A 13,080-nucleotide genomic window follows, 5' to 3' on the forward strand; every position below is an offset into this window, starting at 1 on the left:
CGCTACGGCGCGGCCGGCTCGACCGCGCTGATCGTCAGTTCGCGCAGCAGCAGCGCGATCTCGGCGCCGGTGACCGCGGCGCGCGATCCCTTCCATGCCTTGCGCGGGCCGTACAGATGCAACTCGAACTCGAGGAAGCCGTCGCGCTGGTCGGCGGCCGCCACGACGACGCTCGCGTCCTTCAGCCGCGGCGTGTCGCCGACTTTCCAGAGCGCGAGTTCGCGGCCGCGCGAGGTCAGCGTCACCGTCGCGCCGGGCGCGGGTACGTAGGCGTCGAGCGTGAAGTCGATGCGCACGGCGCGGCGCGGCGGCGCGAGCGGCAGCAGCAGGCGCGCCGGCGTGTGCACGAGCGTCGCGCCGTCGTGCGCGGGCGGCCACCAGCCGCCGGCGAGATAGCCCGCTTCCGGATTGCCGTGGTTGAACACGAGCCGCTGCGGCAGCGTGCGCAGCGGGTGACGCTCGGCGTAGGCGCGCGCGCGCGCGTCTTCCACCGCGTCGAGGAAATTGCGGCTGTCGTGCCGGAAGGCACGAAATGCCGCGATGTACAGAAGTCCGAGCGTGAACAATGCGCAGAGCAGCAGCCAGCGGCGCCAGGCGGGAACGGTCTTCATATGCTGATGAACGCTCCGAGCGTCCAGGCCGCCATGAGCCAGCCGTTGAACAGCGCGAAGCAGCCGGCGACGGTCGCGAGCGCGACCGGCCGGTTCTCGAGTTCGCGCGCCACGGCGATCCACACCGGAAACAGCACGATGCAGTAGCGCAGCAGCGAGTTCGCGATCTGGCCGCTCCAGAGCAGGCAGAGGATCGCGGCCACGAGCACGAACTCCTCGTACCAGCGCCGGCGCAGCAGCAGCAGCGACGCCGCCGCGATGCTCAGGCTCGCGATCGCCCAGAACCGCGCGGGGGCCTCGCCGGCCAGATGCTTCGCGAGATTCTTCCACGGCGCGGCCGAGCGCCACTGCCAGCCCTGCTCGACGCTGCTCATCTGCGCGAATGCGTCGCCCGTGCCGTAGAAGCACCAGGCCCAGAACAGGAACAGGCCGAGCGGCGCGAACACGACCGGCACGAACACCTCGGGCTTGCGCCAGGGCGCGAGGAACAGGCGCCAGCCCTCGTTGCGCAGGACCACGGCGAGCGCGAACACGAGAAAGAACACGCCGTTCGCGCGCACGGCCGACAGCGCGGCGGCGGCGATGCCGGCGGCGAGATAGTGCTCGCGGCGCAGGTGATACATCGCCGCGGCGAGCAGCAGCAGGAACAGGCTTTCGGTATAGCCGGCCGAGAACACGAAGCCGTGCGGCACGAAGCAGAGCAGGGCGACCGCGATCAGGCTCGCCTGCGTCGACAGGCCGAGCAGGCGCGCATAGCGCTGCACGTAGAACAGCGCCGCGACGAAGCAGAGGTTCGCGAGCAGCACGACGGCTTCGATTGCGCTCAGGCCGAATGCGGTCAGGGCGTCGGCCAGCAGCGGAAACAGCGGGAAGAACGCATAGCTCGTCATGCCCGGACCGCCGTCCGCGCTCGTCGTCGTATAGCCCTTGTCGATGATCGCGAGGTACCAGTCGCAGTCCCAGCGGCAGAACGCCCGCGGCAGCGTCTCCGTGCTGCCGTCGCCGAGAGTCTGGCGAACCATGACGCTGACCGCGATCAGCGCCAGTCGCGACACGAGGTACAGCGCGACGATCGTCAACGCGATGCGCCACGGACGCTCGGCGGCGGGCGGTGCGTTCATCGGTCGGTGACGATGCAGTAGAGGCCGGCCAGCACGATGACGACGCCGGCGATTCCGCGCCACGACGGTTTCTCGTCGAGCAGCAGCACCGCACCGCCGTAGACGAGCACGAAGGTCAGCGCCGTGAACGGATAAACGCTGCGCAGCGGCAGCTTCGACAGCGCGAACACCCAGAGCAGCGTGCTCGCGCCGTAGAGCGCGAGTCCGCCCGCGAGCGCCGGATTCACGAACTCGACCAGCGCGGTACGCCCGGCGGCACCGACGCGGAACAGCATCTGTCCCGCGGCCGCGCAGAACGCACTGGCCAGCAGCATCGCGTAGACCTTCATGGTGCCGGGTCCACCGGCAGGGCGGTCACGATCTCGCGCACGATGTACAGCGGCCGGCGCTTGGACTCCATGAACATGCGGCCGACGTATTCGCCGAGGATGCCCAGGCATGCCAGCTGCACGCCGGCGAACAGGGCGAGCAGCACCGTCAGGCTGGCCCAGCCGCGCACCACGTCGAAGAACAGCCACGACACGAGCGCATAGGCCATCACCGCCAGCGCGACGCCGAAGCAGCCGAGTGCGGCCCAGATGCTGATCCGCAGCGGCACGACCGAAAATCCGGTGATCGCGTCGACCGCGAGGCGCAGCATCCTGCGCAGCGGATACTTGGTGACGCCGGCAAAGCGTTCGGCGCGCACGTACGGAAACGCGACCTGGCGGAAACCGAGCCAGGCGACGAGCCCGCGCACGAAGCGATGCTGTTCGGGCAGCGCGAGCAGCGCATCGAGCACCGGCCGCGTGACGAGACGGAAGTCGCCGACGTTCTCGGGAATGTCCACATCGGTGAGTCTGTTGAGCACGCGGTAGAACAGGCTCGCGCTGCCGGTCTTGAACGCGGTCTCGCCCTGGCGTTCGGTGCGCCGGCCGTAGACCACGTCGGCCCCCTGGTCCATCGCGGCCATCATCGGCGCGAGCAGTTCCGGCGGATCCTGCAGGTCGGCATCGATCATCAGGATGCGTTCGCCGCGGCAGAGCTGCAGACCGGCGCTCAGCGCGAGCTGGTGGCCGAAGTTGCGCGACAGCGACAGCGCGACGACATGCGCGTCGGCGCGCGCGATGGCCTGCAGCAGCTCCCAGGTGCGGTCGCGCGAGCCGTCGTCGACGAAGACGATCTCGTAGTCGTCGCCGGCCGCCGCGACGCAGGCCGCGCCGAGGCGCCGCGCGGTCTCGGCGATGACTTCTTCCTCGTTGAAGCACGGAACGACGACGCTGACGCGGGGACGCGGTCGGTCGTCGCGGGGCAGTGCGGTCGCGATCATGAGGTCTGCTGCCGGGTGCGAAGAACGTCGTATTGTGGCCGAGGCCACACCGCCCTGGCGACTGTACGATCGGGTCTCAGCCCTTGCGCTGCTGCATCCGCTGCCGCGCCAGCTGTTCGCCGACGCGCGCGAGCCCTTCGTTGGTGCTGACCCGCGGCGTGTAGCCGAGGTCGCGCCGCGCCGCGGCGATGTTGAACCAGTGCGCCGTGGAGAGCTGCTCGACGATGAAGCGCGTCAGCGGCGGCTCGGACTTGAGCCGCAGCAGGCTCCAGATGCGTTCGAGGTTGCGGCCGACGAAGCGCGCGAAGTCGACCGAGATGCGGCGTTCCTCCGGCGGCAGGCCGGCGGCCTTGAGCAGCGCGTTGATCATCGCGTCCTGGTTGACCGGCTCGCCCTGCGTGATGAAGTAGACCTTGCCCGCGATCGGCGAGCCGGGCTCGAGCCGGTCGAGCGCGAGCACATGCGCTTCGGCCGCGTTGTCGACGTAGACCGTGTCGATCTTCTTCGGCGTGTCGCCGATGTGCCGCAGCCGGCCCCTCGTCGAGCGGTCGATGATGCGCGGCAGCAGATGCGGATCGCCGGGTCCCCAGATCAGGTGCGGCCGCAGCGCGACGGTGGCGAGCTGCGGCGAATTCGCCGCGATCACACGCTGTTCGGCGCGCGCCTTGGTCTGCGGATACGGCGCGAGGAAATGCTTCGCATAAGGCACCGATTCGTTGACGCCGTTGAGGTCCTGTCCGTCGTGCACGACGCTCGGGCTCGACGTGTAGACGAGCCGTGGAATGCGGTGGATCTCGCAGGCCGCCAGCACGTTGTCGGTGCCGCGCACGTTGACCTCGTAATACTCCGACAGCGGTCCCCAGGCGCCGGCCTTGGCCGCCGTGTGCACGATCGCATCGCAGCCTTCGGCCGCCGCGGCGATCAGATCGAGGTTGCGCAGATCGCCCTGCCGCTGCTCGACGCCGAGCGTCGCGAGTTCGGGATAGTCGTGGCGATTGAACGAGCGCACCGCATGGCCGCGCGCGACGAGCTGCTTGCAGACGGCCTTGCCGAGAAAACCGCCGCCGCCGGTGACGAGTACTTTCATGGAAAATTCCGCAAAAAAGGCGCTGCACAGCGAAGAACCCGAGAGGAATGGGTAGGAAGTAGAGAGAGCGGGCGCGCTTTCTCTATTTCCTGCCACCTACGCTCTTTTACTTGCTCAAAACGACCAAGGACGAATAGGTAGAAACGAGCGACCAGCGCTTTTCCCTATGTCTTGCTCCCTATTTCCTGCTTCTCAGGGCGCCTCGGCCAGATACGTATACCCCGTCAGCCCGGTTTCCAGCACGCTGTCGAACTGCTGCGCCGTCGCTTCGTCGAGGCCGGCCGCGACGATCTTGTCGCGATAGGCCTGGCGCAGCGCTTTCAGGTCGTAGCCGACGTAGTCGAGCATGATGTCGCAGGAGTCGCCGCGCTTGAACTGCGACAGCTGCGCGCGGCCGTCGGCGTCGACGTGCACGCTGACCGCGTCGGTGTCGCCGAACAGGTTGTGGATGTCGCCGAGCGTTTCCTGGTACGCGCCGACCATGAAGATGCCGAGCCGGTACGACTCGCCGGCACGCAGTTCGTGCAGCGGCAGGCTCACGTCGAGACCGTCCTCCTCGACGTACTGGTCGATGCGGCCGTCGGAATCGCAGGTCAGGTCGCCGATGACGCCGCGGCGCGTGGGTTCCTCGTCGAGCCGCGTCAGCGGCACGATCGGGAACACCTGGTCGATGGCCCAGACGTCCGGAATCGACTCGAACACCGAGAAATTCACGAAATACTTGTCGACGAGGCGCAGGTCGAGCTCGTCGATGGCCTGGCGGTGCGCGCGCTCCTCGGGCTTCAGCCGCGTGCGCACGATCGTGACGATCGCGTAGAACAGATCGTCGAGCCGCGCGCGGTCGGCGAGCGACAGCTGGCCGAGCGCGTACAGAGTCTGGCCTTCGGCGACGTGATGCAGGGCTTCCTGATACAGCTCCAGCAGCGGACGTTCGTCGAGTTCGGCGTGGATCTCGCGCAGATGGCGCAGCACGGCCGGTTCGTTCGCGCGTTCCGGCGGAATCGCGCCGCTGGGCGCCTGCTCGACTTCGCTGACGTTGACGATGAGCACGGCGTGGTGCGCGGTCATCGCGCGGCCGGCTTCGGTGATCACGCGCGGTGCCTTGAGGCCGTGTTCGGCGCAGGCCTCCGCGAGCGGCTGCACGATGGTCGCGGCGTACTGTTCGAGCCCGTAGTTGATCGAGCAGAACGAGCGCGAACGCGAGCCTTCGTAGTCGACGCCGAGGCCGCCGCCGACGTCCATCGTCGCGATCGGAAGTCCCATCTTGGACAATTCCACGAAGTAACGCACCGCCTCGCGCATGCCCGCGGCGATGTCGCGCACGTTGCTGAGCTGCGAACCCATGTGGAAGTGCAGCAGCTTCAGCGTGTGGTCGAGACGGTGCGAACGCAGCTGTTCGACAAGGTCGAGCACCTGGCGCGGGGTCAGGCCGAACTTGGCCTTGTCGCCGCCGGTGTTCTGCCACTTGCCGGCACCGAGCGTCGCCAGGCGCATGCGCACGCCGAGCAGCGGCTCGACGCCGAGCGCGCGCGATTCCTCGATGACGTGGCCGAGTTCGGACGGCTTTTCGATGACGATGTAGATCTCCAGGCCGAGCCGGCGGCCGATCAGCGCGAGCCGGATGTACTCGCGGTCCTTGTAGCCGTTGCAGATCACGGTGCTGCCGGGCTTGGCGAGCGCGAGCACGGCCATGAGTTCGGGCTTGGAGCCGGCTTCGAGGCCGAAGCCCCGGTCGCCATGCGCGGCGAGTTCGCCGGCGACGCCGCGCTGCTGGTTGGTCTTGATCGGGAACACCGCGGTGTAGCCGCCGGCGTAGTCCCAGTCGCCCATGACCTTCGCGAACGCCGCCTGCAGGCGGGCGCGGCGGTGGTGCAGGATGTCGGAGAAACGCACGAGCAGCGGCAGGCGCGAGCCCTGCGCCTGCGCCGCGGCGACGATGTCGTCGAGCGCGACGGCCGGTCCGTCCGGCCCTTGCGGCTGCGCGACCATGCGGCCGTGCGCGTCGACATCGAAATAGGTTTCGCCCCAGTAGGGCACGGCGTAGCGCTGGCGCGCCTGTTCCACGTTCCACGCATTCGTCATTGACGCGTTTCCTCAACTGTCCGAAAGGTGCGTCGCAGCGGCGGGCCTGGACGTAGAACCAGACAACGGTCGGCTTCACTTGAGCAAGTGAACCTGACCCCGTTGTCTCTTGCCGACGACCGGAAGCCTCGCACGCCGCGGGGCCGTCGGACCGCGCATTGTACCGGGCGGAGGTCTAGCGTCGATGACACCGCAGGACGCGACCCAAGTCGCCGGGGAACCGGTACAATCGCGCGCCCCGATCAGACCGCCTCCCCGAGAACCGCGCCATGTCCGAGACCTCCTGGTTCACCGAACAGCACGAGCATTCCGGCTCGTCGATTGGTTTTCGCGTCAAAGAAAAGCTGCACGCCGAAAAGACGCCGTTCCAGACCATCGAGATCTACGACACGACCGACTGGGGCAAGCTCATGGTCATCGACGGCTGCATGATGGTCTCCAGCCGCGACAATTTCCTCTATCACGAAATGATGTCGCACCCGGCGCTGTTCACGCATGCGCGCGCCAAGCGCGTCGTCATCATCGGCGGCGGCGACTGCGGCACCCTGCGCGAAGTGCTGCGTCATGACGAGGTCGAGAAAGCCGTCCAGGTCGAGATCGACGAGCGCGTCACGCGGCTCGCCGAAAAATATTTCCCGGAACTGTGCGAAGCGAACAGCGATCCGCGCGCCGAGCTGCTGTTCATCGACGGCATCAAGTACATGGCCGAGTGCGAACCGGAATCGCTCGACCTGATCATCGTCGACTCGACCGATCCGGTCGGTCCGGCCGAAGGCCTGTTCAACGCGGCGTTCTATGCGAGCTGCTACAAGGCGCTGCGTCACGGCGGCATCCTCGTGCAGCAGTCCGAATCGCCGCTCGTGCATCTGGATCTCATCAAGTCGATGCGCCTCGCGATGAAGAGCGCCGGCTTCCAGGCCGCGCGCACGCTGAACTTCCCGCAGCCCTGCTATCCGACCGGCTGGTGGAGCTGCACGATGGTGCGCAAGGGCGCCGACCTCGCCGGCTTCCGCGAACGCGGCGCGGCGAGCAAGCAGTTCCCGACGCGCTACTACAACGTCGACATGCACCGCGCGGCGCTTGCACTGCCGGAGTTCGTGCGCGAGGCGCTGGGCGAGTAGGCAGGAAGAGGGGAGAGGAGTGAGAAACGGGTAAGCGAGGCCGCTCTTACTCGTTTCTCACTCCTCTTCACTCGTTTTCTCGCTTCATGTCCGTCCCCGCCGCCTTCGCGTTCGTCCTGCTGCTGATGGCGCTGGGCCGCGCGCTGGCCTGGCGGCGGCTCGTGCCCGACAGCGCGCCCGATGCGCTCAACATGGTCGTGCTGTATGTCTGCATGCCGGCCTCGATCCTGCTGCAGGTGCCGAAGCTGCAGTTGGCTGCGTCGACGTTCGCCGTCGCGCTCGCGCCATGGCTGCTGCTCGCGCTGAGCACGCTGATCGTGCTGACCGCCGCGCGATTCCTGCGCCTGCAGCGCAGCGACACCGCCGTGTTGCTGCTCGAGACGCCGCTCGGCAATACGTCGTTTCTCGGCTATGCGCTGATTCCGGTGCTCGCGAGCCCGGACGCGATGCCGTTCGCCGTGCTCTATGACCAGTTCGGCAGTTTCCTGATTCTGTCGACCTTCGGCCTGACCGTAATCGCCGTCTATTCCGGCGGCGAACGGCCGACGCCGGCGGCGGTCGCGAAACGCGTGCTGCGCTTCCCGCCGTTCCTCGCGCTCGTGTTCGCGCTGACGGTGATGCCGGCCGATCCGCCGGCGGAAATCACGAAGATGCTGCAGCAGGTCGCGAGCGCCATGCTGCCGATGGTCGGCATTGCGCTCGGCATGCAGCTGAAACTGCGCCTGCCGCGCGCGCAGTTGCTGCCGCTGGGGCTGGGCCTCGCCGGAAAGCTGCTGCTGATGCCGGCGCTCGCGCTCGGCGTCTGCGCCGCGCTGGGCCTGGAGGGCGACGCGCGTGCCGCCGTCGTCCTCGAATCGGCGATGCCGCCGATGATCACCGCCGCCGCGCTAGCCGCGATGGCGCGCCTGTCGCCGGAACTCGGCGCGGCGCTGGTCGGCTATGGCGTGGTGCTGTCGATGGCGACGTTGCCGGCGTGGCGGGCGTTGATCTAGGAACTAGAGATCGGCAAGCAAGAACTGTGTCCTGTTCCGTGACCAACGGTCGAACAATTCCGGTGTCTTTTGCCGCGATACGTCGTTGCACCGCGTTGCCGTAGCGCCGCTACGGCGCCTCGGTGCGCCTGGTCTCGCGACGAAATCCATCCGGAATTTTTCCGACGTCTTTACGGAACAGGACACAAGAGGTTAGTAGGGTAAGAACGAGAGAACGCCCGCTTTTCCCAGTTCTTGCCTGCCAGTCTCCAATTTGCTTCGAAAACGAGAGGCGGCCTCCGCCGCCCCTCGCTCTCAACGGTCACGCACGCGCTCCGTCTACTGCGCGCAACTCGTCCCCGCAATCGACGTCACGCGTTCCAGCGCGAGCGTGCCCGAGGCGGTGAATGCCGGATCTGTCGACGTCCAGGCGACGCTGCCGGCATTGCAGCCGGTGAACGTGAAGGTCAGCGTGCCCCACGGCGGATTGGTGATCTGCGTCGGGTCGAAGTTCGGCGGAAAGCGGCCGCCGCGGCTCTTGACCGCCTGCATCTCGATGCGGTTGTTGACGAGCTGGCCGACGCCGAGGATCCAGACCTGGTTGCCGTTCGCGTCGAACGTGAACCAGAACGCCGTCACCGTGGTGTCGTTGACCTTCTCGAGCTGGAAGCCGTGGCCGCTCTGCTGCGGATTGAACCAGTTGCCGCTGACCGCATTGCCGATCGCGAAGCCCGAGCCGCCGCCCTGGACGATGATCTTGCCCGACATGCCGATGCCGCCGGCAGCGCCGTGTGCGCTGCAGTAGTAGCCGACTTCGCCGGCATCGGAGAAGGTCAGCGTCTGCGACCATTCGTTGGAGCTCGGCGCGCCGCCGGTGACGTAGCCGTCGCGGGCGCAGTCGTTGGAGCAGCGGAACGAGCCGTCGTCGGCGACTACATTGTGGAAACCGCCTGCATTGCGAAAAGTTACCGTATCGCCGGCCTGGATCGTCAGCGTCGACGGCGAGAAGCCGTTGCCGCTGCCGCCGACGGTGACGACGTGATTGGCCGCCGTGGCCAGACCTGTGCCGAGCAGCAGGCAGACGCCCGCCACCAGTCGAACGAATCGCCGATTCATGAAATGCCTCCGTAGCGTAACGCCGCGCCGGATGCGCGGTTCGTTGGCTGTGAGTGCAGGCGGCGCGCGGAATGGTTGTCCGCGAACGTCAGTCCGCGAACGTCGGGCGCGTTCGCGTCAGAAGCTCCAGACCACGCTGGTGACCCAGCGCGTCTGGTCGCGTGCGCCGGTGTTGTAGCGCAGGGCGTCGGGCGACGACCACAGCAGCGAGGTATAGATGTAGACGTCGCCGACGCCGTAGCTCAGGCCGGCGCTGCCGTAGCGATAGCTCAGACCGGCGACGTGCAGATGCGCGACGCCGAGGCCGGCGTTCGCCGACAGCCGTCCGCGGATCGGCTGCCGATAGCTGAGTTCGGCCGATCCCGCAAAACCTTTTTGGGCACCGAGATAGCTGAAGATGCCCGGCATGTCCGGCGACAGCGCGATGCTGAGCCGCCAGCGTCCGCGCCAGCCTATCGCGGCGGTCACGTCGTTGTAGCGCAGTTCGTTGCGCCAGACGTTCCACGGCGATTCGTAGTGCACGACACCGACCTTCGCCGACCAGTCGTCGTCGAGCGACCAGTAGCGGTCGGCATACAGCGTGAGCTGCGCGCCCGAGGATTGGAATGGCGGGCGTTCCTGCGACGCGCCGAAACCGGCGGTCCAGCCGTCGCCGCGGTAGTGCAGGTCGGCGAGCCATGCCGGCTGGCCGGAACTCAGGCTCACGCCGCGATAGACGTTGTCGGTGCCATAGCCGATCGCGCCGCCCCACTGCGCGTTCGCCGCACCGGCCGACAGGGCCAGACCGGCCAGCAGCGCGCGGCGGCGAAAAGCGTCGATGCGGGGGCCTGCCATGGCGCAGAATCTGCCTGAACTGTCGGTCGTCACGCGAACTTACACCGGGAGAAGTGGCAGGTTTGCGGCCGGGGTCACGCCCGAGTCCGCCAGAAAATTCCGACAGCGCAACCTTTTCGCGCCGGGCCGGTACTCAGAACTGAACTGACGGGATCCGGAAGCCGATGGAATCTATCACCGACGACAGCGGTGCGGGGAACGCCCCGGCCGTCCAGGAGGCCGAAGGCGACGCGATCGAGCGTAGCCTGCTGGCCGCCGTCGGCCGCGGCGACCGTATCGCGTTCGAACGGCTCTATCTGCGCCAGCATCCGCTGCTCGCGCGTTTCATCGCGCGGCATACCGCGCGGCGCGATCTCGTCGACGAAATCATCAACGACGCGTTCTGGGTCGTCTGGCGCAAGGCCGCCGAGTTTCGCGGCGAGTCGAAAGTCGGCACCTGGATCATCGGCATCGCGTATCGCTGCATGCTCAAGGCGCTGCGGCAGAACGTGCCGGTCGTCGACGCCGATGCCGACGAGGCATTCGACCTGTCCGGCTCGGATACCGGAGAAAGCGAACTGCGCGAACTCAGCGACTGGGTGCGGCGCGGCCTCGCGCTGCTGTCGCCAGAGCAGCGCATGACGATGGAACTCGCGTACTACCTCGGCCAGTCCTGCGAGGAGATCGCCACGATCATGAACTGCGCGACCGGCACGGTGAAGGCGCGCATGTTTCACGCGCGCCTGCGCCTGCGCAATTCGCTGCCCGCACTCGGCGGCGACGCAGGGCCCGACGCGGCCACACATTCAGTACGGAAATGACCATGAACGACGAACCGAATGCCCACTGCCGCACCTGGGATCTGATTCCCTGGGTCGTCAACGGCACGGCGACGCCGGCGCAGCGCGAGCGCGTCGAACAGCATCTGCGCGACTGCGCCGACTGCCGCCACGAGTTCGCGCTGCAGCAGCAGTTCCAGGCCGGGCTGAGGATCGACGCCGGCGCCGTCATCGACCCGCAGCCGGGTCTGCAGCGCCTGCTCGCGCGCCTGGACCTCGAACCGGCCGCGGTCGCCGATGCGTTTCCGGCGATCGAGCGCGAGTTTCCCGCGCGCCGCGCGTCGCGCGGCTTCACGCCGTGGCTCGCGGCCGCGGTCGTCGTGCAGGCGATCGGACTCTCGCTGCTCGGCGGCTTCGTGCTCGGCCGGCCCGACGCGGCGCCGGCCGGCGAGAGCTACCGCACGCTGAGCAGCGAGACGGCGCGCGCCGGCGCGACGATCCGGCTCGTCGTCGCGCCCGACACCACGCTCGCGAACCTGCGCCGCATGCTGGCCGATGCTCAGCTGCGCATTGTCGAGAGCACGGCCGACAATGCCGCATTCGGGCTCGCGCCGAAAAATGCAGCGTTGTCCACCAATCCTGATTTCGTCGCCGGCGCCATAGCGCAGCTGCGCCGCGAACCGGGCGTCGTGCTGGTCGAACCGGTGGCCGGCGCCGCCGGCCGGGCTCCCTGAGGTCATGCGCGCCGCCGCCGCTCTGCGCGACATCATCTTCGCGGTGCTCGCCCTGGCCGCCGGCGCTGCTGCGGCCGGTGTGCGCACCGTCGAGGCGCCGGACTGGGCCGCGGGCTACGACGCGACGCAGATGATCGTCGTCGCCGTCGCCGAAAAGCCCGATCCGCAGCCCGCCGCGGGCGCCACGCCGCGCGGCTACGACGCGCTGCCGAACTATTCCGGCGGCGACCGCGCCGTCGCGACGGCCGCGAAGCTGTCGTCCGATTACGCGCTGCGCGAACTGTCGGCGTGGGTCATCGAACCGCTGCGCCTGCGCTGCATGGTGTTCGCGCTGCCGCCGGCGGCGGATCGCGCCGACGTGCTCGCCCAGCTGCAGCGCGACCGGCGCGTGCGCATCGCCCAGCCGCTGCAGGAATTCGAGACGCTGGGCCTGCCGGCAGCGCCGGCCGGTGCGGCGGCGACGGTTGCGCCGGAGAGTGCCTACAACGATCCGTACCTCGGCCTGCAGCACAGTTTTTCCGCGATCGCCGCGGCCGGTGCGCAGCGCACGACGCGCGGCGACGGCGTCAGCATTGCGCTGATCGACACGGGCGTCGATGCTGCGCATCCCGATCTCGACGGGCGCATCGCGCTGCAGCGCGATTTCGTCGGCGCCGGCAACGCGCCGACCGCCGAGCGTCACGGCACCGAAGTCGCCGGCGTCATCTCCGCCGTCGCCAACAACAAGCTCGGCATCGTCGGTATCGCGCCGGCGGCCCGCGTGCTCGCCTATCGCGCCTGCTGGCCGCTGCCGCCGCCGGCCGAGGGCGCGCGCTGCAATTCCTACACGCTCGCTCTCGCGCTCGGCGCCGCGCTCGCGTCCGATGCGCGCATCATCAACCTGAGCCTCGGCGGTCCGGCCGATCCGCTGCTCGAACAACTCGTCGCGCATGCGATCGAGCGCGGCACCGTCGTCGTCGGCGCCGTGCCGCCCGACCGGCGCCTCGACGGCTTTCCGGTCGGCGTCGCCGGCGTCATCGCGGTCGACGCGGCCGAAGATGCACCGCTGTCCGCGCGCGTGCTGCGCGCGCCGGGCCGCGACATTCTCACGCTCGAACCCGGCGGCCATTTCGACTATGCCTCGGGCAGTTCGCTCGCCACCGCGCAGGTGACCGGCGCGCTCGCGCTGCTGCTTTCGCTGAAACCCGGCGAATCGGCGACAAGACTCGCCGCGCTGCTGCAGCGCAGCCAGCGCAGTGGCGCGCCGATCGACATCTGCCGCGCGGTCGCCGCGCTGCGCCAGGACGCCGCGGTCTGCGACGGCGACGCTTTGCCGCCGACCGGCAAAGGACCCTGA

Annotated in this window: 13 protein-coding genes; 5 read left to right on the top strand and 8 right to left on the bottom strand. The window is 68.4% G+C overall.

The window, feature by feature from the left end:
- Positions 1-2: 2 nt before the first annotated feature.
- The 6 genes from VLF18_RS19380 to speA all read right to left on the bottom strand — a co-directional run bounded on the left by VLF18_RS19380 (position 3) and on the right by speA (position 6,210).
- On the bottom strand, positions 3-611 hold the full coding sequence (locus VLF18_RS19380; protein ID WP_325281275.1) for a hypothetical protein: 609 nt from the start codon (positions 609-611) through the stop codon (positions 3-5).
- Positions 608-1,732: a mannosyltransferase family protein gene (locus VLF18_RS19385; protein WP_325281276.1), complete on the bottom strand. Its 1,125-nt coding sequence runs from the start codon at positions 1,730-1,732 to the stop codon at positions 608-610. The genes VLF18_RS19380 and VLF18_RS19385 overlap by 4 nt, the downstream gene beginning before the upstream one ends.
- A complete protein-coding gene (locus VLF18_RS19390; RefSeq protein WP_325281277.1) occupies positions 1,729-2,061 on the bottom strand; it encodes a hypothetical protein in 333 nt (110 codons plus the stop codon). The genes VLF18_RS19385 and VLF18_RS19390 overlap by 4 nt, the downstream gene beginning before the upstream one ends.
- A complete protein-coding gene (locus tag VLF18_RS19395) occupies positions 2,058-3,041 on the bottom strand; it encodes a glycosyltransferase family 2 protein (RefSeq protein WP_325281278.1) in 984 nt (327 codons plus the stop codon). The genes VLF18_RS19390 and VLF18_RS19395 overlap by 4 nt, the downstream gene beginning before the upstream one ends.
- A gap of 76 nt (positions 3,042-3,117) precedes the next feature.
- Positions 3,118-4,128, bottom strand: coding sequence for an NAD-dependent epimerase/dehydratase family protein (locus VLF18_RS19400; protein WP_325281279.1), 1,011 nt, complete (start codon positions 4,126-4,128; stop codon positions 3,118-3,120).
- A 192-nt stretch (positions 4,129-4,320) separates the two neighbouring features.
- Positions 4,321-6,210 (bottom strand): arginine decarboxylase, encoded by a 1,890-nt coding sequence (gene speA / locus VLF18_RS19405; RefSeq protein WP_325281280.1) that lies wholly within the window; start codon positions 6,208-6,210, stop codon positions 4,321-4,323.
- 269 nt (positions 6,211-6,479) lie between these two features.
- Here speA and speE point away from each other — a divergent pair, with 269 nt between their 5' ends.
- On the top strand, positions 6,480-7,331 hold the full coding sequence (speE, locus tag VLF18_RS19410; protein ID WP_325281281.1) for a polyamine aminopropyltransferase: 852 nt from the start codon (positions 6,480-6,482) through the stop codon (positions 7,329-7,331).
- Positions 7,332-7,417: 86 nt separating this feature from the next.
- On the top strand, positions 7,418-8,323 hold the full coding sequence (locus VLF18_RS19415; protein WP_325281282.1) for an AEC family transporter: 906 nt from the start codon (positions 7,418-7,420) through the stop codon (positions 8,321-8,323).
- A 318-nt stretch (positions 8,324-8,641) separates the two neighbouring features.
- On the opposite strand, the gene VLF18_RS19420 is transcribed toward VLF18_RS19415, so the two are convergent.
- Complete coding sequence (locus VLF18_RS19420; protein WP_325281283.1) at positions 8,642-9,418, bottom strand: cupredoxin domain-containing protein; 777 nt, start codon at positions 9,416-9,418, stop codon at positions 8,642-8,644.
- A gap of 117 nt (positions 9,419-9,535) precedes the next feature.
- On the bottom strand, positions 9,536-10,252 hold the full coding sequence (locus tag VLF18_RS19425; protein WP_325281284.1) for a hypothetical protein: 717 nt from the start codon (positions 10,250-10,252) through the stop codon (positions 9,536-9,538).
- 164 nt (positions 10,253-10,416) lie between these two features.
- Here VLF18_RS19425 and VLF18_RS19430 point away from each other — a divergent pair, with 164 nt between their 5' ends.
- From VLF18_RS19430 to VLF18_RS19440, 3 genes are read left to right on the top strand one after another with little or no spacing between them, the layout of a single operon-like run.
- A complete protein-coding gene (locus VLF18_RS19430; protein WP_325281285.1) occupies positions 10,417-11,052 on the top strand; it encodes an RNA polymerase sigma factor in 636 nt (211 codons plus the stop codon).
- A gap of 2 nt (positions 11,053-11,054) precedes the next feature.
- The gene (locus VLF18_RS19435) at positions 11,055-11,744 is read left to right on the top strand and encodes a zf-HC2 domain-containing protein (RefSeq protein WP_325281286.1); all 690 of its coding nucleotides are present in this window, start codon (positions 11,055-11,057) and stop codon (positions 11,742-11,744) included.
- A gap of 4 nt (positions 11,745-11,748) precedes the next feature.
- The gene (locus VLF18_RS19440) at positions 11,749-13,080 is read left to right on the top strand and encodes a S8 family serine peptidase (protein ID WP_325281287.1); all 1,332 of its coding nucleotides are present in this window, start codon (positions 11,749-11,751) and stop codon (positions 13,078-13,080) included.

Source organism: Tahibacter sp., assembly GCF_035481375.1.
Lineage (GTDB): Bacteria > Pseudomonadota > Gammaproteobacteria > Xanthomonadales > Rhodanobacteraceae > Tahibacter.

Excerpts from the sequence above, each read along its gene's own strand:
- VLF18_RS19380 (WP_325281275.1), bottom strand. The coding sequence starts at position 611 with ATGAAGACCGTTCCCGCCTGGCGCCGCTGGCTGCTGCTCTGCGCATTG.
- VLF18_RS19385 (WP_325281276.1), bottom strand. The coding sequence starts at position 1,732 with ATGAACGCACCGCCCGCCGCCGAGCGTCCGTGGCGCATCGCGTTGACG.
- VLF18_RS19390 (WP_325281277.1), bottom strand. The coding sequence starts at position 2,061 with ATGAAGGTCTACGCGATGCTGCTGGCCAGTGCGTTCTGCGCGGCCGCG.
- VLF18_RS19395 (WP_325281278.1), bottom strand. The coding sequence starts at position 3,041 with ATGATCGCGACCGCACTGCCCCGCGACGACCGACCGCGTCCCCGCGTC.
- VLF18_RS19400 (WP_325281279.1), bottom strand. The coding sequence starts at position 4,128 with ATGAAAGTACTCGTCACCGGCGGCGGCGGTTTTCTCGGCAAGGCCGTC.
- speA (WP_325281280.1), bottom strand. The coding sequence starts at position 6,210 with ATGACGAATGCGTGGAACGTGGAACAGGCGCGCCAGCGCTACGCCGTG.
- speE (WP_325281281.1), top strand. The coding sequence starts at position 6,480 with ATGTCCGAGACCTCCTGGTTCACCGAACAGCACGAGCATTCCGGCTCG.
- VLF18_RS19415 (WP_325281282.1), top strand. The coding sequence starts at position 7,418 with ATGTCCGTCCCCGCCGCCTTCGCGTTCGTCCTGCTGCTGATGGCGCTG.
- VLF18_RS19420 (WP_325281283.1), bottom strand. The coding sequence starts at position 9,418 with ATGAATCGGCGATTCGTTCGACTGGTGGCGGGCGTCTGCCTGCTGCTC.
- VLF18_RS19425 (WP_325281284.1), bottom strand. The coding sequence starts at position 10,252 with ATGGCAGGCCCCCGCATCGACGCTTTTCGCCGCCGCGCGCTGCTGGCC.
- VLF18_RS19430 (WP_325281285.1), top strand. The coding sequence starts at position 10,417 with ATGGAATCTATCACCGACGACAGCGGTGCGGGGAACGCCCCGGCCGTC.
- VLF18_RS19435 (WP_325281286.1), top strand. The coding sequence starts at position 11,055 with ATGAACGACGAACCGAATGCCCACTGCCGCACCTGGGATCTGATTCCC.
- VLF18_RS19440 (WP_325281287.1), top strand. The coding sequence starts at position 11,749 with ATGCGCGCCGCCGCCGCTCTGCGCGACATCATCTTCGCGGTGCTCGCC.